We start from the raw sequence: 22994 nt of genomic DNA on the forward strand, positions 1-22994 counted from the left end.
GGGACGGTTTTTTCCAGGCTCAGGCGAACTGCGAAGTGATTTTTGGGCGGATCGGGCGATTGTGAGCGGTCAGTCAGACAAGGAATTGCGCAGGCCTTGAAGATACCTGATCCGCTCCATCCTGTAATCATGCACGCATTGGCTCAGCTCCCAATACAAGTCTTTTGGGCGCGCTTCGCTGCCGTAGAGGTCATCAAGCGCTAGGATTTTACCTGCGCCTGCGCCGTTTCTGCAGTCCGCCGCAGCCTCTATGTAGAGCCCTGTTTTCTCGCTGTCTCCGGCAAACCAGAAGCCGCCCACGACTAAAACCGCGACAATCAGCACGCCGCCCAAGGCGATATGAACTGGCGTAATTTTGATGCTCTCCATGCGGGCCTCGATCGGAAAAAGCTAAGCTTGTGAAGTGCTACCACGCATGTGCCGACCAGACAATCTCGCCGAGGATGCGGAGGCGGTTCATGTCGGGGCCGGTTCGGGTTTCGGTGGGGTGGGCGGGGTTGTCAGATGTCAGGATGATCAGCTGGCCCGGTACCAGTTCGACGCGCTTGACGCGGGCGCTGCCGTCGATGTCGACGAAGGCGTAAACGTGCCGGTTTCGAACGGTAGTGCGGCGCTCGTCGATCATGACCAGGTCGCCGTCGTGCAGAGTGGGCGACATGCTGTCACCGGCAACGGTAAGAAGGCAGGCCTGTGCCGGTGAAATGCCCCGCTCGCGCAGCCAGTCCTGGCGAAAGGCCAGCGCGCCTTGCAGGCTGACGTCACCGTTCATTGCCCCCGCGCCCGCCGCCAGCCGTGCATCTACGCGCGGGATTGCCGCAAAATCTTCGCGGTCGATCTGTGTGGTGTAGACCGTTCCGGTCTCTCGCCTTGGCCCAATGTAGAAGTCTAGATCAAGCGCCTCGGCTATCTCGCGTGCTCGGTTCAATGTGGGGCCATCTTGCTTCTCACTTCGCAGAACATTCCTGATCGCGTCACGCGGTAAGCCGCGCTCCTGCTCAACGGTAAATGCCCGTTTATCAAGCTCTTTTAGCCGATGCCGAACGATCTCAGCAAATGATTGATCAGGGGTGCTCATGATTCGGTGACTTTACCGAAAAAATACCCGCTTGCATATCGGTAAAGTTACCACTAACATAATCGGTAACGTTACGGAGCAGAGCATGAATGAACTTCAGTTACTAGACCTCGCGAAGGCCCTCGCATCGCATAGGGGGCTCTCCCTGTCGACGATCTCGACCTATGCCGCGAACGACGGAAAGTTCTTTGGCAGTCTCGCGACCGGTAGCGGGTGCACGGTTAAGCGCGCGGCTGCGCTGCTCGCTTGGTTCGATCAGAATTGGGACCGGGACCTCGAATGGCCCCGCGACATCCCCCGCCCATCCAGCAAACAGGGGGACGCCGCATGAGCGAACGGATTGGCCTACGGCTTGGAAAAGGCATGCGCGCGCGGCTGCGTGAGGAGCTTGTCATTCATGGGCTGAGCGGCGCGGATATGGCGCGCGCGCTCGGGATTAATCTCGATGATTGGGTTGAGATCGAGGAGGGGCGCGCGGGCATCGACGACACGCTTTATTTCGCCATGAGTGATGCGGGCATCGATATGGCTTATGTGATTGGCGGCTTTCGCGACGAGGTGGTGACGCCGGTTTTCCTGTCGTCGCGGGGCGCGGCATGGCGCGCGGCGCATCCCTGCCTGATGAAAACGCACGGGCCGGGCCGCCGCAACGCTTACTGCCTGCGCTGCGGCGAAACTGTCAGTGTCGCGCTCCCGGAGGTGTGCCCAGCACGTGCTCCCACGCGCGCCGTATCCCATGGTGACAGTCAATGATCCGGTCGGCGATGACATCCTCGCGGTTCGCGACGTTAAGCGCGCCGGGCACGGCTGAGAGTGCCGCCTCCGCGAGGCGCACCGCCATGCGGAACGCTTCCAGTTCTGTCAGTTCATCTTGCTTCATCAGTTCCCTCCATCGGTTTGTTGGCAGCGACGATGGTAGGGCGCGCGCGGGCGGGGTGTCGAGCCTCGTCCGCGCCACCGGGGGTGTCGCATGAGCCCGCGCCCCATGCCCGGAACCGGGATCATTCTTGCTTTCGCGTTTGCCCTGATCTTCTGGGCCGTGGCCGCCGCAGGCCTGTCCGTCGCGGTGTTGCGCCAAGGTGCCGCCCCTGAAACACCCCCTTCAACACAGGATTTAATGTGATGCGGTTATCTGATCTCATTCCCGATGCAGGCCAGTTGCAGGCCGAGATCGCGGCCATTCCGCAGGCGCTGCGCGTCGCACTGGCCCTGCAGTTGGTGCGCGACATCGACGAGCCGTGCTGCGCGTTGCCGCTGATGCGCCTGAGCCGCTTGGCCGAGGATCATCACCTGTCGATCCGCAGGGCGGATTTCATCCGGGAGCGCGCCCGATGATCCGCCGCCTTGCCCATAAGTTTCGTCTCCGCGCGCGTGCTGGCCTGTGCGCTGCGCGGTCCCTGCGCCCCGGCTGTGCCCAGTCTGCTTGCTCCGGCCGGGGCGTTTTTTCTGTCATCGGTGATGTGGTGGGGGCTTTGGCGCTGTTCGTCCTGCTCTTTGCCCTTGCCAGTTTCGGAGGGTGAACGGGATGGACCTGCATGTTCAAAGATGGGGCCACGGCTACGCCGTTTTCGACGGAAAGGCGCGGGTCTCCGGCGCGTTCAGCAACCGCGACATCGCGTTGCGCGCCCAAGACCGGATGCAGGACGAGGCCCTGAAGGCCAAGCACGCCCGCAACCGCCCCTGCCTGACCTGCGGCACCGAGTTCTGGTCAACGGGACCGGGCCACCGCATGTGCGGCAACTGCCGCACCAATTGTGCCGGGCTCGACGCCCAGATGGTGGGCTGATGCACCATGCGCCGCTCACCTCGCCCCGCCTGCAACGGGTGCTTGCCGTCCTCAAGGACGGCCGCCCGCACACCACGCGCGAGATCGTGCGGCGGGCGCATGTGGTGGCGGTGAACAGCTGCATTTCCGAACTGCGCGCCAACGGGGCGGAGATCCTCTGCACCCGCGAGCGCAAAGCCGACCGGCTGATCTGCCGGTACACAATGACGAAGGCCCCAGAATGACCCAAGATAAAGCAAACGTCGAAGAATTGGCCGCGATGGTGCGGGATAAATCCCAAGAGCTTCTGAGCCGCGCCCGGACCCTGCGGGTCCGGATCGAAACGCAAGAAGACGAGCCGAGCGAATTCTCAATCCAAATGGTGCGCGCGAGCCTTCAGGCCGTTGAATTCTGGCTTGATCAGCTTGAAAAGGCGGCGGTTAAATGATTGAGCACCTTTCCACAATCGCCGAACTGCCGATTGAAGCGATCAAGGTCGAAGACCGGCTGCGGAATGTTTCGCGCAAGCATGTCGAGAGCCTGAAGGCGTCGATCCGCCAGAGCGGGTTTCGTGGCAAAATATGGGTGCGGCGTAAGAAGGACGGCGACTATCTAGTCGAGGGGCTGCACCGTTTGACCGCGATGCAAGAACTTGGCGAGACGGTGGTCCCTGTTGATCTCTTTCGCTGCAACGACGCCGAAGCCAGAATGATGGAGATCGACGGCAACCTTGCCAGTCAGCCCCTTATCCCGGTCGATCTGGCGTTGTTTCTGGCTGAACGAAAGTCGGCCTATGAACGGCTTCACCCGGAGGCTAAAGCGGCGACCGGGGCGGGCCTTGCATCCAAGCGATGGGATACGGCGGAAATGATTTCCGTCGCATCCTTTGCCGAAAGCGTTGCGGAAAATCTTGGTCTTAGCGAGCGCCACGTTCGCAACTTCGTGCGCGCAGGCAGTCTCCTGCGGCGCGAGGAGATAGAGCGTCTTCGTGCCGCTCCAAAGCGGGTCGAGGTGATGGACCTGATTGATATCGGCAAAATGGGCGAGGCTGAGGAACGAGGTTTCGTTGTAGAAGAACTATCAGCCGGGCGGTCAAAAACGGTCAAAGCCGCACGCGAGGCGTACCGCGCCGCGCGCGGGGAGGCACCGGCCCCGGCCAGCCCCAAAGACGCCACCCTCGCGCGCCTCATGGACGCATGGGACCGCGCGGGCAAGGGCGCGCGCATGGCGTTTCTCGAGGAGCGCGGCGCAGAGGTTGCGGCGCTGTTTGGCGAGATTGAGCAGGGGGGTGCGGCATGACTGGACCCGCCCCTGCGCAAGAGTGGTGGTCTGCCGCCGAGCTGGCCGAGGCCGGACTGCCCGACCTACCCGGCACAAAGCGCAAGGTCAACGATCTGGCGGTGCGCGAGGGCTGGGCACGGCACCCCGGAAAGGTCCGGCGGCGTAAGGGGGTCGGCGGCGGCGTCGAGTATCACTGGAGCATCTTGCCACTGCGCGCCCGGATGCGGCTCAGCGCCGGTCTGGTCGCGGCTCCGGCGGATAAGCCGGGGACGGGCGAGGCATGGGAGCGCTATGCGGCGGCGGGCGACAAGGCGCGCGCCGAGGCCGAGGCGCGGCTTGGGGCCATTGCCGAGGTCGAATTGTTGGAAGGGGCCGGGCTGACCCGCTCGGCGGCCGTGCGCGAGGTCGCGCGCAAGCTGGGGCGGTCTGACAAATCCCTCTGGAATTACCTCGGGCAGGTCGAGGGCGTCGCACGCGCTGACCGGCTGGCCTACCTCATCGACGGGCGCGCGCTGCGGCGCTCCCCCGGCCAGAGAAATGACATTGATCCCGAGTTCCTGTCGCTTGTGCGCAGCGATTGGCTGCGCCTGTCGCAGCCCTCTCTCACCAGTTGCTATGACCGCGCCGAGCGCGTCTGGATATCCGAGCGGCGCAACAGCGCCGTGCCGCCCCTCCATCAGGTGCGGCGCTGGCTCAAGGCCAACGTCTCGGCCCCCACCGAGATTTTCATGCGCAAGGGCGCGGAGGCACTGCGCCGCTTTTATCCCGCCCAAGTCCGCAGCAAGGCGTTCATGGTGCCATTGGAATGCGTTGTGGGCGACTTTCACAAGTTCGATAACTTCGTTCGCTGGCCGGGTTACGGCAAGCCCGTGCGGCCGCAGATGATGGCTTGGTCGGACGTCTATTCCGGCAAGCTCTTGGCTTGGCGCCTGTCGCCCACAGCCAACAGCCACACGGCACAGCTGGTGACCGGAGATCTGATACGCAAATGGGGCATCCCGCAGTCGGTACTTATGGACAACGGCAAGGAGTTCGCCGCCAAGGCAATGACCGGCGGTGACAAAGGCCGCAACACGTTCAAGGTCACAGACGAAGACATTCCCGGCCTCCTGCCGCTCTTGGGCGTCGATATCCATTGGGCCACACCCTATTCAGGGCAATCCAAGCCCATCGAGCGGGCGTTTCGCGATCTTTGCGACCGGGTGGCGAAGCACCCCGCCTTTGACGGGGCCTATACCGGCAACAAACCGGAGGCCAAGCCGGAAGACTACGGTACCCGCGCCATCCCGCTCGAGGAGTTCCGCCTCGTTCTCGAGGACGAACTGGCGCATCACAACGCCCGCCCCGGACGGCGCAGTGAAGTGGCCATGGGACGGTCGTTCAACGAGGTGTTCAACGAGGGCTATGCCAAGGCGACAATCAAACGCGCGACGGACGAACAGTTGCGCCTCTGGCTCCTGCGCGCCGAGGGTGTGCGGGCCAAGACCGGCAACGGCGCGCTCAAGCTCTACGACACGGAATACTGGTCCGAGTGGATGTACCGGATCGCTGGGGAAAAGGTGGTTGCGCGGTTCGACGCGGACGATCTGACAGCAGGGCTGGAAGTCTACGATCTGGCGGGCCACTACCTTGGCCATGCAGAGTGCCGCGAGGCGGCACCATTCTTCGATGTTGACGCCGCGCGGGACCACAACCGCAAGCGCAAGGCTTGGATCCGTGCGCAGCGCGACGAGGCCAAGGCGGCACGCGAATTCTCAGCAGCAGAGGTGGCGGCCCGGGTGCGCGCGGCCTCCGGGCTGGCGGCAGACGAACCGCTGCCTGAGGCGCAGGTACATCAACTCGCCACGCCGCATAAGGCCGCCCCCAAACGGCGGCGCGCGCCTAGCGTCGAGGAGATCGAGCATCTGGCCGAGATCGAGGCCCGGGTGCTGCGGCTTGAAGAACACCGCACCAATCCCGTCGATCCGGTCGAAGAAGATCCAGCCGCCGTCTTTGCCCGCGCCTGCGCCTTGGAGCGTGCGCGTGATGAGGGCGAAGCGCTGACACAGGCACAGGCCGATTGGCTGGCCGACTATCAGCAGAGTTCCGACTACCGCGCCCAGCTGCGCATGGCGCGCCGCTTCGGTGCCCCAGAGTAACAAGAAAAGGAGAGCAGAATGACACCTTCCATTGCGCCCCTGCGAAACGTCGCGGCCCTGATTGGCCTTGTCGAACGTGTGCAGACCCGCGCCTTTGGCCTGCCCGGGATGGCCACGTTCTACGGCCCCTCAGGTTGGGGCAAGACCACCGCCGTGACGGTCGCGGCGAATGAATATCAGGCCCATGTTGTCCAGGTCAAAGACTGCTGGACGCCGACCTATCTGGCGCAGGCGATCCTGCGCGAAATCGGCCTGCCGCCCCAACGCGGCGTGGCCGCCATGGTCGACGCCATCGGCGCGCAGCTTGCCCGCAGCGACCGCCCGCTCATCATTGACGACGCGCAATATCTCCTGCGCAAGCGGATGGTCGAGCTGGCCCGCGACATCTACGAGAGCAGTCAGGCCCCGGTCATTCTGGTGGGCGAGGAAAAGCTGCCGCAGGACCTGACCCGCTGGGAGAACATCCACAACCGCCAGCTCGCATGGGAGCCTGCGCTCGCCTGCAACCTCTCGGACGCCGAAAAGCTCGCGCCGATCTACGCGGCGGGTGTCGACGTGGCCTCCGACCTGCTTGCGGCTATCGTGGCCGCCTCGGGCGGCTCGATCCGCCGGGTCTCCACCAATCTGGCGCGCGCCAAGGAACTGGCCATGGGCCGGGGGCGGCGTCTGGCCGACCTCGAGCTTTGGGGCAACCGGGTCTTTGACACTGGCCAGCCCCCGGCCGTGCGGCGTGTCGATGATTTCCGCCCGGTGGCCCGGCCGGAGAAGAGAGAGGACACCGTCGTGCCGCTTACCAAGGTCGCAAAGGAGCCGCGTGAATGAAGCCTTTCCGCAGCACAATGGAACGCCACGCTTGGGATCGCGTCAAAGGCATGCAGGAGTTTCACTGGAGCGACCTCGCGACCCTTGGCGTGCATGGCGACACTGCTCAGAAGTTCGTGCGCCGCTGGGAGCGTGCTGGCCTCGTGAAATGCATCCGCAAGGACATGCACCGCAAGATATTCCGGAGCGTCGAGTTGGACGCGGCAAACCTGACAGCGCTTGAAGCGCCCGACGGGGTCCCGACCCCTGAGGGCAATATGTGGCGCGCGATGCGGCGGCTGGTGCAGTTCGGGCCAACTGACTTGGCCGCGCATGCGAACGCCGGAGGTGTCGAGGTCACCGTCGAGAAGGCCCGCGCCTATTGCCGCCAGTTGTTGGGGTCAGGCCATCTGAAAGTGAGGCAAACGGCGATCATCGGACGCCGTGAGGCGATCTATCAGCTGATCGATGACAGCGGGCCTTTTCCTCCAAAAGCCGTGCGGCTCGCGGGCATTCTCGATCCCAACACCGGGGCCTTTTCCCCCGCGAAAGGCGGTGCGGCATGAGCGCGCTCGACACTGCCCGCACCTTCTGGGGCGAGAATTTGCCCGATTGGGTGGCCGCCTTGGCACGCGCCTGCGACGAGACCAGCCAGAACAAGGTCGCGGTCAAGATGGAGCGCAGCGCCGCCCTCGTGTCGAATGTCCTGCGCAACCGTTATTCCGCAGATACCAGCATCGTCGAGGACATCGTGCGCGGGCATTTCATGCGGGCGGTGGTCGACTGCCCCGCCTTGGGTGAGATCGGCAAACAGGTCTGCCGCAAGTGGCGCGGGAAGGCCGCGCAGTTCGAGAACGTGAACTCGCTCAGCGTCTCCATGTACCGCGCCTGCAATCGGTGCCCCATCCACAAGGGGGCCGACGATGACGCGGCATGACGACAGCCTCGATGCGGCGGTGAGACGTTCTGCGGCAAAAGGGATCGGTGCGGCCTTCATCGCCCGCGACCTCGGCGTGACCCCGAACCGCGTCCATGCCGTGCTGGCCCGCCTGCGCCGCAACGGCGAGGAGTTTCCGAGGGTGCGCCCCGGCCCCGCGCTTCGCCCGCAGGGCCTGCGTCTGAGCACGCTAGACGGGGCAACGAGGCGCGCCTTCGAGCCGCATGCGGCGGCACGTGAGGTCAGCATTCGGGAGCTTGTGCAGCTGATCCTGCGCACGGTGGCCCGTGACAATCTGATCGACGCCATTCTCGACGACAAGGAGACCAACCCATGACCTCCCCCGAAATCGCCCGCTGGAGCCCCGACGAGATGCTGCGCCTCGCGGCCTCGGGTGTGGCCAAGGTGGACCTGCTTGGCCCGCGCGGGAGCACGCTTTGCTCGATGGACGAGATCGCCGCGATGGCCGCCGTCTGCGCCCTCCACGGCGTGGGTCCGCGCCTCCTTTCAACACCCCCTTCAACAGGAGAGTAAAATGTCTGAATTCACCCCCCACCCGGTGCCGTCAGGCATCATCGAGGAAAACGGCCGCCGCAAGATGGTCGACGCCAAAGGCCGCGAAGTGCCACTCGATCTTGTGCGCCCGCAGGACCAGTTGCAAGACGAGCAGGTGCGCAAGATCGCTGGGTATGCGCTGGCGCTCAGCGACCAGCTCCGCCGGTTCAAGGAACACACGTTCGACGATATTTCGGATTTCGAGGCCATCCTCGCGCAGGAGTATGGGACTACCGTCGGCGGGGCCAAAGGCAACAAGACGTTGACCACTTATGATGGGCTCTATCAGGTGCAGGTCCAAGTACAGGATCGGGTGGATTTTGGCCCCGAGTTGCAGATCGCCAAAGGCCTGATCGACGAATGCCTCAATGAATGGTCCGCCGACAGCCGCCCGGAAATTCAGGCCATCGTGACGCGCGCCTTCAACACCGACAAGGAAGGCCAGATCAACCGCGCCGAGATATTCATGCTCCTGCGGCTCGACATCGCCGACGCCCGTTGGAACCGGGCCATGGACGCCATCCGCGACGCCATGCGCGTGGTGGGAAAGGCGACTTACGTCCGCGTCAAACACCGCCCCAACACCGAGGCCCCGTGGCAGACGGTGGTTCTCGACCTGGCGAAGGTGTGAGGGGATTAGCATGGCAACCGAAAACCTGCTCGAACGCACCATGACGCTCGACACAGAACCGCCCTTGACCATTACCGTCGACGAGGGGATCCAAATAATGGAAGTGGCTCTGCACATGGCCGTCCGCGAAATGCGCAAGGAACTGCGCTGGATGCTCGAGGTTGGCGGCAATGCCTCCGCCAATGTGCCCCCCAAGCTGGACCTGCTCGACGCCACCGAACGCCAGATGATCAACGACGTGCTCGAGGCCCTGCGCGCCTGCATTCTCTGCACCGGCCGGAACCGGATAGACGACGGTCTGCCCGCATGGATCGACGACGTGATTGCAAGGGGGCAGGTGTGATGGACGAGATAGTCAGAAAGCTGCTCGCCGCAGCGGAACACACCTCCAGCGCCACCTTCGACTTGGTCGAGGCCGCGCGGGAGGGCGGACCGTTCCCCCATGGGAACATTGTGACGGGCGACACGCTCTCGACCTTGGCCGACGCTGTGCGCCTCCTGATCGAGGCCATGCCCGGCGAGGATGAGGACCGCAACCAGCTCCACGGTGCGGTTATCCGGTATTTGGAGAGCGCGTTATGAGCCGTCCGCGCGGAGCCCGTCGGCCTTACCAACCAAGCAACGGGACCGAGGGCGAAATCTTTATGGCCCAGTGGTGCGAACGCTGCGACTTGGCCAATTTCGACGATCCCGAACGTTGTTGCACGATCAACCTGCGCGCCATGACGCATCGGATTACAGACCCCGAGTATCCCGCAGAGTGGCAATATTCCAACGGCGGCGTGCCGCAATGCTCCGCGTTCGCTCGCGATGGGGCACCCGAGCCGCGCTGTGACCGGACCTTGGATATGTTCGACATGTCAGACGCAGAAGAGGAGGAGTGACCCATGGAAACCAATGATCAGAATTACAGCGTTACGGCAGAAGAATTGCGCCAGTTCATCGAGCGGTGGGAGCAGCTTGAAGCGGAGAAGAAGGACCTTTCGGAGCATCAAAAGGAACTGATGGCAGAGGCCAAAGGGCGCGGCTACGACACCGCCGTGATGCGCAAGATCATCGCGCTGCGCAGGCGCGACATCAACGACGTCGCCGAGGAACAGGCGGTTCTCGAGATGTACGCGCAAGCGCTCGGGATGACACTCGCATGAACCGCGCCCTGCAACAGCTGATCTTCGCGGCCTGCCGCCAGCTGGGCCTCGACGAGGACGCGCGCCGGGATTTGCAGGTCAGCGTCACCGGCAAAGCCTCCTTGCGCGACATGAACGACGGCGAGTTGAAGCTCGTCGTCAACCGTCTGAAGCAGGCGGGGTTCGAGGACAAGCCCCGCAACCCGCGCCACAAGCCTGCACCGCGCGCCGACCTGCGCATGATCCATGTGCTTTGGCGCAAGCTCGGGCAATCGGGCGCGCTGCGCGATCCCTCCCGCGCCGGGCTCAACAAGTTCATCCGCGCGCGGTTTGGCGCTGTCTGGGGATCGGTCCCGGCCGATGTCGACATGCTGCGCGAGTGGCAACAGATCGACGCCGTCATTCAGGCCCTCAAAACGTGGGGCCACCGGCAGAACATCGACTTCGACTGGGAGGACCATCGCCGGTGAAGAAGCCCCGCCACCCCGCCTCTGACCATGCTGTCGTCCGCTATCTCGAGCGGGTCAAAGGCATGGACATCGACGCCGTCCGCCGCGAGATCGGGCGCGTGGTGGATCAAGGTCTCGAGGCCGGAGCCTGCGGCGTGATCAGCAACGGGTTCGAATACAGGATCGAGGGCGGTTGCGTTGTGACCGTCACCCGGCGTCATACGCAGCCCCCGGGGCGGCGGCGCAGGAAGGCTCCCCATGGAGCGTGAGCCGTCTTGGATTGACGAGATGCGCGCCGATCTGGGCGAGGCCCCGGTCGAGCGTTTCTTGTCTCGCGCAGGCGGCATGCGGCTTTATGTGCCCGGCACCCGCATCGCCGACAGCCTCCTCGTGACGCTGGCGGGCCGGGATATTGCCAGATGGATTTCCGCCCGCTACGCTGGCGAATATCTGGACGTGCCCTCAGGGCGCGCTCAAGCCCGGGAGGGCCTCAAACACGCGCTGCGCGAGGCCCCGGATACGCCGGTCAATGAACTGGCCAACCGTTTCGGCGTGACCGCCCGCCGCGTTTTGCAGGTCAAGGCCGAGCTCGCCGAGGAGGAAGAACCACCCCTCCTCAAGGTCATGCGAAAGGCTTCATCTGAATAAGCCATGCCGCCCCCTTTATCCTGACGGGAAAGGGGAGCACCCATGCAAACAGTCCGAGCCATTGCCGAAGAGATTGTCGCCCGCGAAGGCGGCTTCGTGAATGACCCCGCCGATCCCGGCGGGGCCACCAATTTTGGCGTCACGATCCACACCATGCGCAGCTTGGGCCTCGATCTCGACCGGGATGGCGACGTGGATGTGGCCGACGTGCGCCTCATGACCCGCGCCCGCGCCGTCGACATCTTCATCGAGCACTATTTCGTGCGGCCCCGCATCGCGGAACTGCCCGAGGCGCTGCAGGCGAGCGTCTTTGACATGCAGGTCAACGCAGGCTCCAATGCTGTCAAAATCCTGCAGCGCCTCGTCACTGAAATGGGCTTCCCCGCCACGGTCGACGGCGTGATTGGCCCGGCCACTTTGAGCGCGGTACGCGCCGCCCATGACGCGGCTCCGGCCCATATCGCCGACGCCTATGCCATCGCCCGGCGCAACTACTATTTCCGCCTCGCCGATGCGCGGCCCGCAAGCCGCAAGTTCGCACGCTCCCGCGCGGGCGGCAAAGGCGGCTGGATCAGGCGCGCCGAGGAATTCATGTCAGCGCGCTACCGCATGACGGACGCAGATTTCAAAGTGAGGGTGGCATCATGGGGCTGATCCGATTTCTGGGCGCGCTCTTTGGCGGCGGGCGCAATGTGATTGCCGAGACGGCAGAGGTCTTTCGGCCCAATGCCGAGAAGGCGGACATGCGCGAGGCCGCGTTTCAGCAAGCGGCACTGAGCCAGATGGCGGCGGAGTTCACCGGCGCGCAGGGCCTTTGGGGCCAGTTCGTGGACGGTCTCAACCGTCTGCCGCGCCCGGCCATGGCCTTTGGCTGCATTTTCCTCTTCTGGTCGGCCATGTCGGACCCGATCTGGTTTGCGGAGCGGATGGCCGGCCTCGCCCTCGTGCCCGAACCCCTCTGGGCGCTGATGGGGGCCATCGTCGCGTTCTACTTTGGCGCGCGCGAGTTGCACAAGTTCCGGGGCACATCGATGCAAAAGGAGGCCGCGCGGATCATCGCACAGGCCCCGCAAGTGGCGCGCAGCGTCGCTCAATTGCGGGCGCTGCGTCCCGACAGCCCGGGTGCGGCCGATACAGGGCCGGATGCCGAGATCACCTTGGCCGCCGTGGAGGTGACCGACAATCCGGCGCTCGACGACTGGAAGCGCGCGGCATGATGGATTGGGATCTCTTCTGGAAAGGGCTCGGCGTCATCTTCCCGATGCTGGTGGCCTTCTACACCTTCATCGCCACGCGCCGCAAAGACCTCGACAAGGACCTGAAGGACGGGCGTGACCGCATGGACCGTCACGAGGCGCGCATCTCGCGGCTTGAGCAGGCGGTGCAGAACATGCCGGGCAAGGATGACATGCACGCGCTCCAGCTCGAACTCGTCAAACAAACCGGGTCGATGGAGAAGATGGCCGCCGTCATGGAGGGCAACGCCATGATCACCGCGCGGCTGGAGGCCATCGTGTCCCGCCACGAACAACACCTGCTCGATGGAGGCAAGAAGTGAGCGATTATCAGGCAACCTTGCGCAAACACCGCCGCCTTGCGATCCTGCGGCATCTCGAACAGGTCTCGGGCTATACCGCCAACGCCTCGATCCTGCGCGACGTGCTCAATGGCGTGGGCGTCGGCTCCACCTTTGACCAGGTGACCACCGAACTGGCGTGGCTGCAAGAAGTGGGCATGGTCACCGTTGCCGATCATGGCGACTTCGTCATTGCCGAGGCCACCCGGCGCGGCATCGAGGTCGCGCGCGGCGAGGCCGTTCATCCGGATATCCAGCGTCCAAGCGCACGGAGGCTCTGACATGCCCCCGCCCCGCAAGGTCGAGCTATTGCCGCCCGAGCTGCGCCAGTGGCTGCATGACTGGTGGAAAGCCAAGGGTTTTCACGGCTACGAGGAACTGGCCGAAGAACTGAATTTCCGCCTTGCAGAAGACGGGCTCGAGCTGCGCATCGGCAAGAGCGCCCTGCATGCCTATGGGCAGGAATACGAGCAGTTCGTCAAGCTGCAGGAGGAGGCGGGGGCATGGGCCAGCCAATGGCTGGCCGACAATGACCTCTCGGAGGAGGCCGACCGGCACCGCGTTCTTTTTCAGATGATGACAAGCGTGGCCTTCAAGGTCCTGAAATCGCAAATGACCAAGGAGGGCGAGGACATCGACCCGCGCGAGCTGCATTTCCTCGGCAAGATGATGAAGGACATCATGTCGAGCGCGGGCATTCGCGAGCAGCTCATGGTCAAGGAACGCGCCCGCATCGCCGCCGAGGAGCGGGCCAATGCCGTCGAGGCGCTCGAAGCGCAGAGTGAAGAGCTGGGCCTGAGCAGCCGCGTCATCGACAAACTGAAGCGCGAGTTTCTGGGGGTGCGCAATGGCTGACCCGCTTGATACTCTGGCGCGCGCCAAGATCGTCGACGGCGCAGACCCGGTCACGGACCTTGCGGCGCTGCCGAGTGCGGATCTGTCTATCGGCTCTGTAGTGCTGGTTGGCGACCACAATTGGCGCAAGGGGCCGCTCTGGCCGTCGTTCTGCGCCTTCGTTTTTGGCCGCCGCCAGCGGTTCACGCATCTGGGCATGCACTGCACCGTCGCATGGTGGCAGGACCGGCCCTATCTGATCGGGATCGTGGAGGTGGGCGTATGATCCGCGCCATCGAATTCCCCAACCCGGCCGAGTTCCGGCGGCAAAAGCTGCCCGGGAGTTTCCACATCGACCTGACCCAAGGCGGCCCCGACGGCGCTGCCTTTTGGTTTTACTGCCCCTGTGGCTGCGAAGGTTGGCACCAGATCATCATCGGCCTGCGCGTCAAGCCCGCGTCTACCCCCAGCTGGGAGTGGAACGGGTCCATGTCCGAGCCGACGCTCACGCCGTCGGTCAATCAACTGCGTTGCGGCTGGCACGGCTGGCTGCGCGATGGCTACTGGGAGGTTGCCTGATGTCTGATCTGGTTTTTATCTGGGCGGTTTATCTGCTGGCGCAATTCGCCGACGTGGCAACCACGCGCGCGGCCCTGCGCGGCGGGCTGGTTGAGGCCAACCCGCTCATGGCCCGCCTCATGGGCCTGACCGGAAACTGGTGGGCCGTCAAGTTCGGCGTGGCACTCGCTGCTGGCATTCTGCTGACGTGGCTGGGTCAAGAGCGCTGGATCATGCTGCTCGCCGCGATTACCGGCGGCGTGGCCGTGAACAACTGGCGGCTGCTCAGGAAAGAACGGGAGCGGCGCTGATGGCTACGCCTGCCGAAGTTGCCAACGATCTCGACGCGCAGTCGAAGCGCTTTGCCAGAACACAATTCCCTTGCGTGTCGAAGTCGTGCGCGCGGGGAGCGGAGACGATCCGTCATTTGATGGAGAAGGTTGTCCTGCTGGAGGAGGCGGCAGAGGCCGAGGCGCTGGCATTCGAGCGGTACCGGAACTGTGAGGATCTTCATGCCCAAGATTGATTTGCGCCAGGCATTAGCCGAAGCCGAGGAACGCCAGGGTGATCTCTGCCGGTCTTGCAATGCGCCCGCCGAAGAGGGCTGGGAGCCGCACTGCGCGAGTTGTGGCTCTTACTGGCGAGACGCAGACGAAGGCTTGTATCAAGATGACTAACCCCGTCCTCACCCGCGACCCCGACGCGCTCCCCGAGGAACTGCCGCGCGGCTCGGAGATCCCCGAGAGCCTCGATCCGCTCGCCGACGGCATTCTGATGGAGCACCAACGCTCTTGGCTGGCCGACGAGAGCGACCTCAAGGTCTGCGAGAAGGGCCGACGCACCGGCATTACCTTTGCCGAGATGCTGGGCTGCGCGCTCATTGCCGCCGCCGCGCGCGGTGCGGGCGGGCAGAACTGCTTTTACATCGGCGACACCAAAGACAAGGGCCGCGAGGCCATCGGCTATGTGGCGCATTTCGCGCGGGTGATCGCGGGGGCAGCCCATCCCATCGAGGAGTTTCTCTTCGAGGATCAGCAGCCCGACGGCACCACCAAGTTCATCTCGGCCTACCGGGTGCGCTTCGCCTCCGGGTTCCGGGTCGAGGCGCTAAGCTCCAATCCTGCCAATATCCGGGGCCTTCAGGGCACCGTGGTGATCGACGAGGCCGCGTTCCACAAGGACGTGCGCGAGGTGATCGACGCCGTGAACGCGATGCTGATCTGGGGCGGCAAGGTCCGGATCATCTCGACCCATAACGGCTATCTCAATGCCTTCAACGAGCTGATCCGCGAGGCGCGCGCGGGCAAGAACGGCTTTGCGGTACATCGCTACACCTTCGGCGACGCGGTCGCCAACGGGCTTTATAAACGCGTCTGCATGATGCAGGGCAAGACCTGGACGCCAGAGGCAGAGGCCGCATGGGAGGCCACTGTGCGCCGCGCTTACGGCGCGCGCGAGGCCGCCATGCGCCAGGAGCTTGATGCGGAACCCGCCGAGATGGAAGGCGCGGCGCTGACCCGCGTGCAAATCGAGGCCTGCATGGCGCAGGGCATCCCGTTTCACCGCTGGACGCAGCCCGACAGCTTCAAGAATGCCGACGAACCCGTCCGAAAGGCTGCCGCTGAAGCCTGGTGTAAAACCCACCTTGAACCGGTGCTTAAAACCCTCGACCCAACCCGCCCGCATTTCATGGGCGAGGACTTTGCGCGTTCGGGCGACGCCACCGACATCATCATTCTCGAGCAGGGCGTCGATCTCACCCGGCGCACCAAGCTCATCGTCGAGCTGCGCAATATCCCCTTTGACCAGCAGCGCGACGTGCTGTTCTGGCTGCTCGACCGCCTGCCCAATTTCCAAAAAGGCGCGATGGACCGCACCGGCAACGGGGCCTATCTTGCCGAGGTCGCGGCCCAACGCTACGGCGCGCGGATCGTCGAAGTCTCGTTCTCGAGGGCATGGTACGAGCTCGAGATGCCGCCCTATATCGAGGCCTTTTCGGATCGCACCATCGTTCTGCCCGCGCATGAGGACGTGCTGCGCGATCATCAGGCGCTGCAATACACAAACGGCATCATCCGCGTCCCCGAGAATTTCCGTTTCAAGGGCTCGGACGGTCTCGACCGGCACGGCGACAGCGCCATCGCAGGCGCGCTCGCCTGGCATGCGAGCAATCAGGAGGTGGTGGCGATGGAATTTCAATCCACTGGCCAGCGCGCGGGGATGATGGCAAATGATTTCACCGGCGCTCTCGGCGGGCGGCGTATGGGCTTTGCGCGAGGTGGCGGAGGTCTGGATTTCGGAGGGTTCTCGGATGGCTAGAAAGACCAGCACCATGCGGCTGCGCTCGGTTCGGCTGCGCAACCCGATGGAGCTTTCGGGCATCCAGAACGGTCGCGACATCACCCGGCCATGGATCGGCCCGCTGCTCGAGCCGACGGACCCGATCCTGCGCACGCGCGGCGGCGGCAGTTTCGACATCTACAAGCCCATCCTGACCGACCCGCAGGTCAAATCGGTGATGACGCAGCGCATCTCGGCCATCACCAGCCGGGAATGGGAGGTTGTGCCGGGCGAGGATACGCCGGCAGGCAAACGCGCGGCCGACTGGCTGCGCGATGAGCTTTCGGCCATGAAGTTCGACCGGCTGACCGAGAAGATGCTCTGGGGCCTCTTTTATGGCTATTCCGTCGCCGAACAGATGTATCGGCGCGACGGGCGGCTCTGGGGCTGGGAGGAAATCCGCGTCCGCGACCGGGTGCGGTTTCGCTTTGACGAGAATTGCGGCCTGCGCCTTTTGACCCTCTCGAACATGCTGACCGGCGAGGAAATGCCGCCCGAGAAGTTCTGGGTCTTCTCGACCGGGGCGGATCACGACGACGAGCCTTACGGGCTGGGCCTCGCGCATTGGCTCTATTGGCCGGTCTGGTTCAAGCGCAACGGGCTGAAACTCTGGCTCATTGCCCTCGACAAATTCGGCATGCCCACCGCGCGGGGCAAGTATCCCTCGCAAGCCACCGAAGCGGAACAGAAGAAGCTGCTCGAGGCCGTGATGGCCATCCGCTCGGAGGCCGGGATCATCATTCCCGAGGGCATGGATATCGAGCTTTTGTCCGCGCCCTCGGGGGCCAGTTCTCTGGATTACCAGAAGCTGCATGACACGATGGATGCCGCGATCTCCAAGATCGTGCTGTCGCAGACCATGACCACCGACAATGGTTCCAGCCGGTCGCAGGCCGAAGTGCATGACGATGTGGGCGACGCGGTGAAAAAGTCAGATGCGGACCTTGTGTGCCAGTCGTTCAACGAAGGGCCGGTGGCGCAGCTTTCTGAGTTCAACTTCCCCGGTGTGACGCCGCCGAGGGTCTGGCGCAAGATGGAAGACCCGGAGGATACAACCGCCGCCGTGGACCGCGACGAGAAGCTGCATCGCATGGGCTGGCGCATGTCCCAGGACCGCGTCAAGGAGACCTATGGCGACGGCTATGTGCGCGCGGCCCCTCCCGACAACACGCCGCCCGAGGAGGAAGCACCGGAGGCTGGTTTTGCCGAGCATCGCCATGAGAGCGCGCTCGATGCACTCGCGGCGGAGATCATCGCCGAGGGCCATGCGGAGGCGGCCTCTACGCAGCTCTTCGCCGATATCATGGCGCTGCTGGAGGGTCTTGACCCGGGCGCGTCGCTTCAGACCTTGCGCGCCCGTCTCGACGCCTTGGCGGCCGCACCGAGCGACGGACAAGCGATGACTGATCTGCTGACCGAGGCCAGTTTCGCCGCGCGTCTGGCGGGCGAGCTGGGGGCCGTGGTGGATGACAGCGAAACAACAGATGGGTCGGACAGCCTGCCCGGCTCCGTGGCCCCATGATCGACCTGCAGCGCCTGCGCCCCGAGGATGCGCTGTCGTTCTTTCGCTCCAAGGGGCTCGCCCCGCCCGATGCGCGGTTCGACTTTCGCGACGTCTGGCGCAATGAGCACGCCAGCAATTTCGTTGTCGCCAAGGCCATGCGCAATGACGTGCTGGAAACCATCCGGACCGCCTTGGACCGTGCGCTGGCCAATGGCGGCACGATGGCCAGCTTCATGGATGATCTCGAGCCTGAGTTGAAACGGCTCGGCTGGTGGGGCAGCGGCACGGAGCGCGATCCGCTCACAGGCGAGATGAAGAACGTCCAGCTTGGCTCGCCCCGCCGGTTGCGGGTGATATTCGACGCCAATATGCGCGCGGCCCATGCTGCGGGCAAATGGGCGCGCATTCAGCGCACCAAGGCGGCCTTCCCCTTCCTGCGCTACGTCCAGATCCAGCGCGACACCAAGCGCGAGGACCACGCGCGCTATCACGACCTGATCCTGCCCGTCGATCACCCGGCATGGCTTCGTATCTTTCCGCCCAATGGCTGGCGCTGCGGCTGCACGGTCCAACAACTCTCGCAAGGCATGCTGGAGCGGCGCGGCCTGAAGGTGACAGAGGATTTCGAGCTGGAGGAGCGCGGGGTGCTGAACCGTCGCACCGGCGAGATCGAACCCACGGCACTCGGGGTCGATCCCGCATGGGACGGCAACCCGGGCCATGCGTGGCTTGACTTGCGAGCGCGTCATGCAGAGATAGCGCGCGGCATGTCCTCCCCGGCAGCGGCCACCGAGCTTGGCTTTGCCATGCGCGCCCGGCTCATGGGCCTGGGCGACGGGCGCGAGCATCTTGGCGCGTTTGATCTGCGGACCGGCGAGGAAATCGACTGGAACGTGGGCAAGCCGAAGCGCGTCAGACTGACCTCCACCATAATCGGGCGGCTGGAGAGCGGCACGGGTGTCGGCCTCGTGCACAATCACCCCAGTTCCGCGCCGCTCAGCCCGGATGACATGGCGGTCATGTTCCAGCGCCAAGTTCGATCAATCGTTGCCGTTGGCCACGACGGTTCCCTCTACCGGGCACAGATGTTGCGGCCCTCCCGGGGAAATATCTGGGAGTTGTCGGAGGTCGCGGTTGAGATCATTGACGAGATTGCCCCGGCGTTGACCAAAGCAGACCGCGACCATGCGGTGCGCCTCGCGGTCCTCGACGTCTTGCAGTCTCAAGGCCTGATCTTATATCAGGAAAGCCTCGGTGCGCAGTCACAGGCGGTCCGGGGGCGCATAGAAGAGACCGCTCGGGGTGTCGCCGCCGCCCTTGTCAGGGCCATGAACGGAGATCCGTGATGAGAACGCTTTTGATTGAGCCGCCTGACGAATGGAGCCGCGAGGCCTATGAAGCCGCCCTGCGCGAGGCCGAGGCATTGCCCGATGACGATCCGGACAAGGCGGAGCTGGTCGCCGTGCGCCGCGAACAGTTTGCGATTTTCGACCGACCGAAGAGAACTCCCGAAGAGCGCCGTGCAATCCTGCGCGCCTTCCTCGAAGATCCGGCCTCCTGAGGCAATTTGGGGCTGTTTCGCCGCGCGGGCGCACCTGCAACCGACCCCACCAGACGCAATGGCCTCTCAGCGCCTCATTAAATACCCATTTAATACCCCCCTCGGGGATTTTGCGACCCAACCCCCGCCAGAGCCAGAAGCGCACTCAGCGGGCCGTTCTGGGGCCGTTTGCATTCCGGGCTTGCCGCGCACGCCCTTGGGGCGCTAGTCTGATCCAAGGCGGCCCGTGCGCCACAGCCGCTTTCCCCTGAAGTCCTTCATCTGATCTGGCCCGTCGCCCCGGCTTAATGTCGGGTCATGACAAAACCGCTTCACATCTTCCGCGCTGGCCGCCACACCGCCCAATCCGGGCAGAGCTTCGAGTTTTCCGAAGCCGAGGTTGAGGGCATTGCCACCGCCTATGATCCCGCCCTCCATGAGGCCCCCATCGTCGTGGGCCATCCTCGCACAGATGCCCCGGCTTACGGCTGGGTCAAACGCTTGCGCGCCGAAGGGGCCGAGCTTTTTGCCGAGCCTGACCAGGTGGAGCCCGCTTTTGCCGAGATGGTCCGCGCCGGACGCTTCAAGCGGATCAGCGCCTCCTTCTATCCCCCCAAGTCGGCGGCAAACCCGGCACCGGGCACCTATTACCTCAAGCATGTGGGCTTTCTGGGTGCGCAGCCCCCCGCCGTAAAAGGCCTCAAGGCCGCCGAGTTCGCAGAGGACGCCGAGGCTGTCACCCTCGAGATCGAGTTCTCGGAAGCGCAGATCGCCGACATTACCGCTTCCGGGTTTGGCGGCCTGCGCCGCGTCATCTCTGGACTGCGCGACTGGCTCTTGTCGTCTCAGGGGCAAGAGACTGCGGACCGGATCGTTCCCGCCTATGAGCTGGAGCACATCCGCACAACCGAGGAATTCATGCGCAACGTTATCGAGCGCGGCGGCGGTAAGACGGCCGTTTCCAGCTTTTCAGAGACACAGACGCCGCAGGTCGATCTGGCAGAAACCAAGAAAGAGGAGACCGATATGTCCGGCACGGACACACAAACCCCCGAAGACCGCCAAGCCGCGCTCGACGCGCGCGCGGCCGAGCTCGACGCGAAGGAAGCCGCCTTCGCCGAGGCCCTGAACAAGACGCGCCGCGCCGAGGACGCCGCCCTGGTCGAGGCTCTGGTCAAGGACGGGCGCATCGCGCCGGGTCTCAAGGAGGAGATGGTCGCGTTCATGGAAAGCCTCGACGCGCAAGACGAGGTGGCTTTTGCCGAAGGCAAGAGCGCCAGCCCGCGCGCGTGGTTCCGCGACCTGCTCTCAAAGCAGACCAAGCCGCTGATCGACTTCAGCGAGCGGGCGGGTGGAGACACCCTGCCGCAGGTCAAAGGGCCAGACGACATCACCGCCGCCGCCAAGCGTCTGATGAAGGACGCAGAGGCCGAGGGCCGCACGCTGAGCTTTGCCGAGGCCGCGCGCCAGATCGAGGAAACCATGGAGAGCGACAATGGCTAATCCCGGACTGTTCATCAAATCCTACACCGCCGAAGCGGCGGTGCCCGGTCGCCGGATCGTCAAGTTCGGCACACTCGGTGGCATCCTTGTGGCCGCCTCCGCGACCAATCTCGCGATTGGCATCTCGGACCAGCTCGACGCGAAACTTGGCGACATGACGGACGTGATCATGTCCGGCTCGGCCGAGCTCGAGCTTGGCGGCACGGTCGCCGCCGGTGCGCCCGTCGCGTCGAACGCCTCGGGCCTTGGCATAGCCGCCACTGCCGGGGCCGGAAACATCGCCATCGGCTACGCGCTGCAGGCGGGCGTGGCTGGCGACATCATCGACGTGGCCATTGCCCGCCACTCTGTCACCTGATCCTTAGGAGCGCTGATCCATGAGCACCCCCACCCCCTTTGTTGTCGATCCGGTCCTGACCGCCATCGCCGTCAACTACCGCAACCCCGATATCTCCTTCATCGCCGATCAGGTCATGCCCCGCGTGCCGGTCATGGGGATGGATTTCAAATGGACCTATTATCCGCCCGAACAGATGTTCACCGTGCCCGACACGGAAGTGGGCCGCAAAGGTCTGGTTCAACAGGTCGAGTTCACCGGCGAAGAACGCACCTCCTCGGTCAAGGACTACGGTCTCGACGACGTGGTGCCACAGCGTGACATCGATGCCGCCCGGGCACTCCGCGCTGCTGGCAATTCGGCTTTTGACCCCGAGGCGCGCGCCGTCGAGGGCCTCACCCATCTGATCCAGCTCGACCGCGAAAAGCGCGTGGCCGCCATGGTGCAGGACGCGGCCAATTATGACGCCGACAAGAAGGTGGTGCTGTCCGGCGCGGGTCAGTTCTCCGATCCGGCGTCCGATCCCATCGGCGTGATCTCGGCCGCCCTCGACGCCACCTTCATCATGCGCCCCAACGTGGCCGCCATGGGACGCAAGGCCTGGACGGCGCTCTCGACCCATCCCGACATCCTGAAGGCCATCAACCGGACCTCGGGCGACAAGGGCCGGGCAAGCCGCGAGGCCGTGGCCGAGCTGTTCGAGCTTTCCGAAATCCTCGTGGGCGACAGCTACATCAACTCGGCGCGCAAAGGTCAGACGGCGGCCTTCGAGAAGGTCTGGGGCGGCAATATCGCCCTCATCCACCGCAACACACAGGCCGGTCCCGATGGCACCGCCCCCGCATGGGGCTGGACCGCGCAATTCGACGGCCGCGTCTCGGGGCGTTTCTTCGACCCCAAGGTCGGCCTCAAAGGCGCCACCACCCTGCGCGTGGGCGAGCAGCTCCGCGAAGTCATCGCGGCCCCCGCCACCGGCTATCTGATCGAGGACGCAGCATGAGCTACCGCATCAAACGCACCGTGATCGCGGCCTCGCGGCTTGAGGCGGGCCGCCTCGTGGCCGCAAAGGATATCGGAGGGGAGGCGCAGATTGCGCGCCTCCTCGCCCTGGGCGCAATCGAAGAGGCCGGGGACGCGGCAGATACGCCGACCCCGGTCGTCCTGCACGATGCGCTCCGCGTGGCCCTGACCAATGCCATCAATGATCTGCCAGGCGACGCCTTCGACAAAGGCGGCAAGCCCAAGGTCAAGGCGCTGCAAGACGCACTCCCCGGCTTGGCCGACCAGATCTCCGCCGCCGCGCGGGACACCGTCTGGGCCGAGATGCAGACCGCCGCAGGCGCGGCCTCCTGAAATTCCAGAGCGAAAGGATCAATCGCGAACCTCACGGGCTCA

At 64.5% G+C, this 22994-nt stretch carries 41 protein-coding genes; 39 read left to right on the forward strand and 2 right to left on the reverse strand.

Going from position 1 to position 22994, the window contains the following annotated elements; genetic code table 11:
• Nucleotides 1-69: 69 nt before the first annotated feature.
• Together ROSMUC_RS01115 and ROSMUC_RS01120 are read right to left on the reverse strand one after the other, a co-directional pair.
• Nucleotides 70-369, reverse strand: coding sequence for a hypothetical protein (locus tag ROSMUC_RS01115; protein ID WP_037268615.1), 300 nt, complete (start codon nucleotides 367-369; stop codon nucleotides 70-72).
• Between the two features lie 37 nt (nucleotides 370-406).
• Nucleotides 407-1075: a S24 family peptidase gene (locus tag ROSMUC_RS01120; RefSeq protein WP_052115211.1), complete on the reverse strand. Its 669-nt coding sequence runs from the start codon at nucleotides 1073-1075 to the stop codon at nucleotides 407-409.
• Nucleotides 1076-1160: 85 nt separating this feature from the next.
• On the opposite strand from ROSMUC_RS01120, the gene ROSMUC_RS01125 reads away from it, so the two are divergent.
• The 39 genes from ROSMUC_RS01125 (at nucleotide 1161) to ROSMUC_RS01315 (ending at nucleotide 22952) form a co-directional block, all read left to right on the forward strand.
• Nucleotides 1161-1406 carry a hypothetical protein gene (locus ROSMUC_RS01125; RefSeq protein WP_146005659.1) on the forward strand — a complete coding sequence of 82 codons (246 nt, stop codon included), beginning with the start codon at nucleotides 1161-1163 and terminating at the stop codon, nucleotides 1404-1406.
• A complete protein-coding gene (locus ROSMUC_RS01130; RefSeq protein WP_037268619.1) occupies nucleotides 1403-1828 on the forward strand; it encodes a helix-turn-helix domain-containing protein in 426 nt (141 codons plus the stop codon). The genes ROSMUC_RS01125 and ROSMUC_RS01130 overlap by 4 nt, the downstream gene beginning before the upstream one ends.
• 217 nt (nucleotides 1829-2045) lie before the next feature.
• On the forward strand, nucleotides 2046-2198 hold the full coding sequence (locus tag ROSMUC_RS20940) for a hypothetical protein (protein WP_170062542.1): 153 nt from the start codon (nucleotides 2046-2048) through the stop codon (nucleotides 2196-2198).
• The gene (locus tag ROSMUC_RS01135) at nucleotides 2198-2410 is read left to right on the forward strand and encodes a hypothetical protein (protein ID WP_037268621.1); all 213 of its coding nucleotides are present in this window, start codon (nucleotides 2198-2200) and stop codon (nucleotides 2408-2410) included. The genes ROSMUC_RS20940 and ROSMUC_RS01135 overlap by 1 nt, the downstream gene beginning before the upstream one ends.
• A gap of 190 nt (nucleotides 2411-2600) precedes the next feature.
• Nucleotides 2601-2861, forward strand: coding sequence for a hypothetical protein (locus ROSMUC_RS01145; RefSeq protein WP_037268623.1), 261 nt, complete (start codon nucleotides 2601-2603; stop codon nucleotides 2859-2861).
• Nucleotides 2861-3085: a helix-turn-helix domain-containing protein gene (locus tag ROSMUC_RS01150; RefSeq protein ID WP_037268626.1), complete on the forward strand. Its 225-nt coding sequence runs from the start codon at nucleotides 2861-2863 to the stop codon at nucleotides 3083-3085. The genes ROSMUC_RS01145 and ROSMUC_RS01150 overlap by 1 nt, the downstream gene beginning before the upstream one ends.
• Nucleotides 3082-3288: a hypothetical protein gene (locus ROSMUC_RS01155; RefSeq protein WP_037268629.1), complete on the forward strand. Its 207-nt coding sequence runs from the start codon at nucleotides 3082-3084 to the stop codon at nucleotides 3286-3288. Before ROSMUC_RS01150 ends, ROSMUC_RS01155 begins: the two co-directional genes overlap by 4 nt.
• Nucleotides 3285-4139 (forward strand): ParB/RepB/Spo0J family partition protein, encoded by an 855-nt coding sequence (locus ROSMUC_RS01160; protein ID WP_037268632.1) that lies wholly within the window; start codon nucleotides 3285-3287, stop codon nucleotides 4137-4139. The genes ROSMUC_RS01155 and ROSMUC_RS01160 overlap by 4 nt, the downstream gene beginning before the upstream one ends.
• Complete coding sequence (locus ROSMUC_RS01165; RefSeq protein WP_037268634.1) at nucleotides 4136-6259, forward strand: transposase domain-containing protein; 2124 nt, start codon at nucleotides 4136-4138, stop codon at nucleotides 6257-6259. Before ROSMUC_RS01160 ends, ROSMUC_RS01165 begins: the two co-directional genes overlap by 4 nt.
• Before the next feature lie 18 nt (nucleotides 6260-6277).
• Nucleotides 6278-7081, forward strand: a complete 804-nt coding sequence (locus ROSMUC_RS01170) for an AAA family ATPase (RefSeq protein WP_037268637.1) — start codon at nucleotides 6278-6280, stop codon at nucleotides 7079-7081.
• A complete protein-coding gene (locus tag ROSMUC_RS01175) occupies nucleotides 7078-7626 on the forward strand; it encodes a hypothetical protein (protein ID WP_075571692.1) in 549 nt (182 codons plus the stop codon). Before ROSMUC_RS01170 ends, ROSMUC_RS01175 begins: the two co-directional genes overlap by 4 nt.
• Nucleotides 7623-7997: a hypothetical protein gene (locus tag ROSMUC_RS01180; protein ID WP_037268643.1), complete on the forward strand. Its 375-nt coding sequence runs from the start codon at nucleotides 7623-7625 to the stop codon at nucleotides 7995-7997. The genes ROSMUC_RS01175 and ROSMUC_RS01180 overlap by 4 nt, the downstream gene beginning before the upstream one ends.
• Complete coding sequence (locus ROSMUC_RS01185) at nucleotides 7984-8334, forward strand: hypothetical protein (RefSeq protein WP_037268646.1); 351 nt, start codon at nucleotides 7984-7986, stop codon at nucleotides 8332-8334. The genes ROSMUC_RS01180 and ROSMUC_RS01185 overlap by 14 nt, the downstream gene beginning before the upstream one ends.
• Nucleotides 8331-8531 carry a hypothetical protein gene (locus ROSMUC_RS01190; RefSeq protein ID WP_037268649.1) on the forward strand — a complete coding sequence of 67 codons (201 nt, stop codon included), beginning with the start codon at nucleotides 8331-8333 and terminating at the stop codon, nucleotides 8529-8531. Before ROSMUC_RS01185 ends, ROSMUC_RS01190 begins: the two co-directional genes overlap by 4 nt.
• A 1-nt stretch (nucleotide 8532) precedes the next feature.
• On the forward strand, nucleotides 8533-9183 hold the full coding sequence (locus ROSMUC_RS01195) for a DUF3164 family protein (RefSeq protein WP_037268651.1): 651 nt from the start codon (nucleotides 8533-8535) through the stop codon (nucleotides 9181-9183).
• A gap of 10 nt (nucleotides 9184-9193) precedes the next feature.
• Nucleotides 9194-9526: a hypothetical protein gene (locus tag ROSMUC_RS01200; RefSeq protein WP_037268654.1), complete on the forward strand. Its 333-nt coding sequence runs from the start codon at nucleotides 9194-9196 to the stop codon at nucleotides 9524-9526.
• Nucleotides 9526-9765 carry a hypothetical protein gene (locus ROSMUC_RS01205; protein ID WP_037268656.1) on the forward strand — a complete coding sequence of 80 codons (240 nt, stop codon included), beginning with the start codon at nucleotides 9526-9528 and terminating at the stop codon, nucleotides 9763-9765. Before ROSMUC_RS01200 ends, ROSMUC_RS01205 begins: the two co-directional genes overlap by 1 nt.
• Before the next feature lie 62 nt (nucleotides 9766-9827).
• Entirely contained in the window at nucleotides 9828-10067 is a 240-nt protein-coding gene (locus tag ROSMUC_RS01210; protein WP_102105827.1) for a hypothetical protein, read from the forward strand.
• Between the two features lie 3 nt (nucleotides 10068-10070).
• The gene (locus ROSMUC_RS01215; RefSeq protein ID WP_037268659.1) at nucleotides 10071-10331 is read left to right on the forward strand and encodes a DUF2312 domain-containing protein; all 261 of its coding nucleotides are present in this window, start codon (nucleotides 10071-10073) and stop codon (nucleotides 10329-10331) included.
• Nucleotides 10328-10780: a gp16 family protein gene (locus tag ROSMUC_RS01220; RefSeq protein ID WP_037268661.1), complete on the forward strand. Its 453-nt coding sequence runs from the start codon at nucleotides 10328-10330 to the stop codon at nucleotides 10778-10780. The genes ROSMUC_RS01215 and ROSMUC_RS01220 overlap by 4 nt, the downstream gene beginning before the upstream one ends.
• Nucleotides 10777-11028 carry a hypothetical protein gene (locus ROSMUC_RS01225; RefSeq protein WP_052115213.1) on the forward strand — a complete coding sequence of 84 codons (252 nt, stop codon included), beginning with the start codon at nucleotides 10777-10779 and terminating at the stop codon, nucleotides 11026-11028. Before ROSMUC_RS01220 ends, ROSMUC_RS01225 begins: the two co-directional genes overlap by 4 nt.
• A complete protein-coding gene (locus ROSMUC_RS01230) occupies nucleotides 11018-11407 on the forward strand; it encodes a hypothetical protein (protein WP_037268663.1) in 390 nt (129 codons plus the stop codon). The genes ROSMUC_RS01225 and ROSMUC_RS01230 overlap by 11 nt, the downstream gene beginning before the upstream one ends.
• A 42-nt stretch (nucleotides 11408-11449) precedes the next feature.
• On the forward strand, nucleotides 11450-12061 hold the full coding sequence (locus ROSMUC_RS01235) for a holin-associated N-acetylmuramidase (RefSeq protein ID WP_037268666.1): 612 nt from the start codon (nucleotides 11450-11452) through the stop codon (nucleotides 12059-12061).
• Nucleotides 12052-12624, forward strand: coding sequence for a holin family protein (locus ROSMUC_RS01240; protein ID WP_037268668.1), 573 nt, complete (start codon nucleotides 12052-12054; stop codon nucleotides 12622-12624). Before ROSMUC_RS01235 ends, ROSMUC_RS01240 begins: the two co-directional genes overlap by 10 nt.
• Nucleotides 12624-12965, forward strand: coding sequence for a DUF2730 family protein (locus ROSMUC_RS01245; RefSeq protein ID WP_245875089.1), 342 nt, complete (start codon nucleotides 12624-12626; stop codon nucleotides 12963-12965). The genes ROSMUC_RS01240 and ROSMUC_RS01245 overlap by 1 nt, the downstream gene beginning before the upstream one ends.
• The gene (locus ROSMUC_RS01250) at nucleotides 12962-13264 is read left to right on the forward strand and encodes a VpaChn25_0724 family phage protein (RefSeq protein WP_009819464.1); all 303 of its coding nucleotides are present in this window, start codon (nucleotides 12962-12964) and stop codon (nucleotides 13262-13264) included. Before ROSMUC_RS01245 ends, ROSMUC_RS01250 begins: the two co-directional genes overlap by 4 nt.
• Before the next feature lies 1 nt (nucleotide 13265).
• Nucleotides 13266-13838, forward strand: a complete 573-nt coding sequence (locus tag ROSMUC_RS01255; protein ID WP_037268675.1) for a phage protein Gp27 family protein — start codon at nucleotides 13266-13268, stop codon at nucleotides 13836-13838.
• Nucleotides 13831-14103, forward strand: coding sequence for a hypothetical protein (locus ROSMUC_RS01260; protein ID WP_037268678.1), 273 nt, complete (start codon nucleotides 13831-13833; stop codon nucleotides 14101-14103). Before ROSMUC_RS01255 ends, ROSMUC_RS01260 begins: the two co-directional genes overlap by 8 nt.
• Entirely contained in the window at nucleotides 14100-14396 is a 297-nt protein-coding gene (locus ROSMUC_RS01265) for a ubiquitination-like system serine protease family protein (RefSeq protein ID WP_037268681.1), read from the forward strand. Before ROSMUC_RS01260 ends, ROSMUC_RS01265 begins: the two co-directional genes overlap by 4 nt.
• Nucleotides 14396-14686, forward strand: a complete 291-nt coding sequence (locus tag ROSMUC_RS01270) for a DUF5658 family protein (RefSeq protein WP_052115214.1) — start codon at nucleotides 14396-14398, stop codon at nucleotides 14684-14686. The genes ROSMUC_RS01265 and ROSMUC_RS01270 overlap by 1 nt, the downstream gene beginning before the upstream one ends.
• On the forward strand, nucleotides 14686-14901 hold the full coding sequence (locus ROSMUC_RS01275) for a hypothetical protein (protein ID WP_037268683.1): 216 nt from the start codon (nucleotides 14686-14688) through the stop codon (nucleotides 14899-14901). Before ROSMUC_RS01270 ends, ROSMUC_RS01275 begins: the two co-directional genes overlap by 1 nt.
• Before the next feature lie 143 nt (nucleotides 14902-15044).
• Nucleotides 15045-16694: a phage protein gene (locus ROSMUC_RS01280; RefSeq protein ID WP_037268686.1), complete on the forward strand. Its 1650-nt coding sequence runs from the start codon at nucleotides 15045-15047 to the stop codon at nucleotides 16692-16694.
• Nucleotides 16687-18237, forward strand: coding sequence for a DUF935 domain-containing protein (locus ROSMUC_RS01285; RefSeq protein WP_037269780.1), 1551 nt, complete (start codon nucleotides 16687-16689; stop codon nucleotides 18235-18237). Before ROSMUC_RS01280 ends, ROSMUC_RS01285 begins: the two co-directional genes overlap by 8 nt.
• Complete coding sequence (locus ROSMUC_RS01290) at nucleotides 18234-19565, forward strand: phage head morphogenesis protein (RefSeq protein ID WP_052115215.1); 1332 nt, start codon at nucleotides 18234-18236, stop codon at nucleotides 19563-19565. Before ROSMUC_RS01285 ends, ROSMUC_RS01290 begins: the two co-directional genes overlap by 4 nt.
• The gene (locus ROSMUC_RS01295; RefSeq protein WP_037268688.1) at nucleotides 19565-19780 is read left to right on the forward strand and encodes a hypothetical protein; all 216 of its coding nucleotides are present in this window, start codon (nucleotides 19565-19567) and stop codon (nucleotides 19778-19780) included. The genes ROSMUC_RS01290 and ROSMUC_RS01295 overlap by 1 nt, the downstream gene beginning before the upstream one ends.
• Nucleotides 19781-20077: 297 nt before the next feature.
• Nucleotides 20078-21262 carry a hypothetical protein gene (locus ROSMUC_RS01300; RefSeq protein WP_037268691.1) on the forward strand — a complete coding sequence of 395 codons (1185 nt, stop codon included), beginning with the start codon at nucleotides 20078-20080 and terminating at the stop codon, nucleotides 21260-21262.
• On the forward strand, nucleotides 21255-21620 hold the full coding sequence (locus ROSMUC_RS01305) for a capsid cement protein (protein WP_037268693.1): 366 nt from the start codon (nucleotides 21255-21257) through the stop codon (nucleotides 21618-21620). The genes ROSMUC_RS01300 and ROSMUC_RS01305 overlap by 8 nt, the downstream gene beginning before the upstream one ends.
• A 19-nt stretch (nucleotides 21621-21639) precedes the next feature.
• Nucleotides 21640-22599: a hypothetical protein gene (locus ROSMUC_RS01310; RefSeq protein WP_037268696.1), complete on the forward strand. Its 960-nt coding sequence runs from the start codon at nucleotides 21640-21642 to the stop codon at nucleotides 22597-22599.
• Nucleotides 22596-22952 carry a hypothetical protein gene (locus ROSMUC_RS01315; protein WP_037268699.1) on the forward strand — a complete coding sequence of 119 codons (357 nt, stop codon included), beginning with the start codon at nucleotides 22596-22598 and terminating at the stop codon, nucleotides 22950-22952. The genes ROSMUC_RS01310 and ROSMUC_RS01315 overlap by 4 nt, the downstream gene beginning before the upstream one ends.
• Nucleotides 22953-22994 lie beyond the last annotated feature (42 nt).

This window comes from Roseovarius mucosus DSM 17069 (assembly GCF_000768555.3).
In the GTDB taxonomy this organism is placed as follows: Bacteria; Pseudomonadota; Alphaproteobacteria; order Rhodobacterales; family Rhodobacteraceae; genus Roseovarius; species Roseovarius mucosus.

Coding starts and splice junctions, on each gene's coding strand:
- ROSMUC_RS01115 (WP_037268615.1), bottom strand. CDS start 369: ATGGAGAGCATCAAAATTACGCCAGTTCATATCGCCTTGGGCGGCGTG.
- ROSMUC_RS01120 (WP_052115211.1), bottom strand. CDS start 1,075: ATGAGCACCCCTGATCAATCATTTGCTGAGATCGTTCGGCATCGGCTA.
- ROSMUC_RS01125 (WP_146005659.1), top strand. CDS start 1,161: ATGAATGAACTTCAGTTACTAGACCTCGCGAAGGCCCTCGCATCGCAT.
- ROSMUC_RS01130 (WP_037268619.1), top strand. CDS start 1,403: ATGAGCGAACGGATTGGCCTACGGCTTGGAAAAGGCATGCGCGCGCGG.
- ROSMUC_RS20940 (WP_170062542.1), top strand. CDS start 2,046: ATGAGCCCGCGCCCCATGCCCGGAACCGGGATCATTCTTGCTTTCGCG.
- ROSMUC_RS01135 (WP_037268621.1), top strand. CDS start 2,198: ATGCGGTTATCTGATCTCATTCCCGATGCAGGCCAGTTGCAGGCCGAG.
- ROSMUC_RS01145 (WP_037268623.1), top strand. CDS start 2,601: ATGGACCTGCATGTTCAAAGATGGGGCCACGGCTACGCCGTTTTCGAC.
- ROSMUC_RS01150 (WP_037268626.1), top strand. CDS start 2,861: ATGCACCATGCGCCGCTCACCTCGCCCCGCCTGCAACGGGTGCTTGCC.
- ROSMUC_RS01155 (WP_037268629.1), top strand. CDS start 3,082: ATGACCCAAGATAAAGCAAACGTCGAAGAATTGGCCGCGATGGTGCGG.
- ROSMUC_RS01160 (WP_037268632.1), top strand. CDS start 3,285: ATGATTGAGCACCTTTCCACAATCGCCGAACTGCCGATTGAAGCGATC.
- ROSMUC_RS01165 (WP_037268634.1), top strand. CDS start 4,136: ATGACTGGACCCGCCCCTGCGCAAGAGTGGTGGTCTGCCGCCGAGCTG.
- ROSMUC_RS01170 (WP_037268637.1), top strand. CDS start 6,278: ATGACACCTTCCATTGCGCCCCTGCGAAACGTCGCGGCCCTGATTGGC.
- ROSMUC_RS01175 (WP_075571692.1), top strand. CDS start 7,078: ATGAAGCCTTTCCGCAGCACAATGGAACGCCACGCTTGGGATCGCGTC.
- ROSMUC_RS01180 (WP_037268643.1), top strand. CDS start 7,623: ATGAGCGCGCTCGACACTGCCCGCACCTTCTGGGGCGAGAATTTGCCC.
- ROSMUC_RS01185 (WP_037268646.1), top strand. CDS start 7,984: ATGACGCGGCATGACGACAGCCTCGATGCGGCGGTGAGACGTTCTGCG.
- ROSMUC_RS01190 (WP_037268649.1), top strand. CDS start 8,331: ATGACCTCCCCCGAAATCGCCCGCTGGAGCCCCGACGAGATGCTGCGC.
- ROSMUC_RS01195 (WP_037268651.1), top strand. CDS start 8,533: ATGTCTGAATTCACCCCCCACCCGGTGCCGTCAGGCATCATCGAGGAA.
- ROSMUC_RS01200 (WP_037268654.1), top strand. CDS start 9,194: ATGGCAACCGAAAACCTGCTCGAACGCACCATGACGCTCGACACAGAA.
- ROSMUC_RS01205 (WP_037268656.1), top strand. CDS start 9,526: ATGGACGAGATAGTCAGAAAGCTGCTCGCCGCAGCGGAACACACCTCC.
- ROSMUC_RS01210 (WP_102105827.1), top strand. CDS start 9,828: ATGGCCCAGTGGTGCGAACGCTGCGACTTGGCCAATTTCGACGATCCC.
- ROSMUC_RS01215 (WP_037268659.1), top strand. CDS start 10,071: ATGGAAACCAATGATCAGAATTACAGCGTTACGGCAGAAGAATTGCGC.
- ROSMUC_RS01220 (WP_037268661.1), top strand. CDS start 10,328: ATGAACCGCGCCCTGCAACAGCTGATCTTCGCGGCCTGCCGCCAGCTG.
- ROSMUC_RS01230 (WP_037268663.1), top strand. CDS start 11,018: ATGGAGCGTGAGCCGTCTTGGATTGACGAGATGCGCGCCGATCTGGGC.
- ROSMUC_RS01235 (WP_037268666.1), top strand. CDS start 11,450: ATGCAAACAGTCCGAGCCATTGCCGAAGAGATTGTCGCCCGCGAAGGC.
- ROSMUC_RS01240 (WP_037268668.1), top strand. CDS start 12,052: ATGGGGCTGATCCGATTTCTGGGCGCGCTCTTTGGCGGCGGGCGCAAT.
- ROSMUC_RS01245 (WP_245875089.1), top strand. CDS start 12,624: ATGGATTGGGATCTCTTCTGGAAAGGGCTCGGCGTCATCTTCCCGATG.
- ROSMUC_RS01255 (WP_037268675.1), top strand. CDS start 13,266: ATGCCCCCGCCCCGCAAGGTCGAGCTATTGCCGCCCGAGCTGCGCCAG.
- ROSMUC_RS01260 (WP_037268678.1), top strand. CDS start 13,831: ATGGCTGACCCGCTTGATACTCTGGCGCGCGCCAAGATCGTCGACGGC.
- ROSMUC_RS01265 (WP_037268681.1), top strand. CDS start 14,100: ATGATCCGCGCCATCGAATTCCCCAACCCGGCCGAGTTCCGGCGGCAA.
- ROSMUC_RS01270 (WP_052115214.1), top strand. CDS start 14,396: ATGTCTGATCTGGTTTTTATCTGGGCGGTTTATCTGCTGGCGCAATTC.
- ROSMUC_RS01275 (WP_037268683.1), top strand. CDS start 14,686: ATGGCTACGCCTGCCGAAGTTGCCAACGATCTCGACGCGCAGTCGAAG.
- ROSMUC_RS01280 (WP_037268686.1), top strand. CDS start 15,045: ATGACTAACCCCGTCCTCACCCGCGACCCCGACGCGCTCCCCGAGGAA.
- ROSMUC_RS01285 (WP_037269780.1), top strand. CDS start 16,687: ATGGCTAGAAAGACCAGCACCATGCGGCTGCGCTCGGTTCGGCTGCGC.
- ROSMUC_RS01290 (WP_052115215.1), top strand. CDS start 18,234: ATGATCGACCTGCAGCGCCTGCGCCCCGAGGATGCGCTGTCGTTCTTT.
- ROSMUC_RS01295 (WP_037268688.1), top strand. CDS start 19,565: ATGAGAACGCTTTTGATTGAGCCGCCTGACGAATGGAGCCGCGAGGCC.
- ROSMUC_RS01300 (WP_037268691.1), top strand. CDS start 20,078: ATGACAAAACCGCTTCACATCTTCCGCGCTGGCCGCCACACCGCCCAA.
- ROSMUC_RS01305 (WP_037268693.1), top strand. CDS start 21,255: ATGGCTAATCCCGGACTGTTCATCAAATCCTACACCGCCGAAGCGGCG.
- ROSMUC_RS01310 (WP_037268696.1), top strand. CDS start 21,640: ATGAGCACCCCCACCCCCTTTGTTGTCGATCCGGTCCTGACCGCCATC.
- ROSMUC_RS01315 (WP_037268699.1), top strand. CDS start 22,596: ATGAGCTACCGCATCAAACGCACCGTGATCGCGGCCTCGCGGCTTGAG.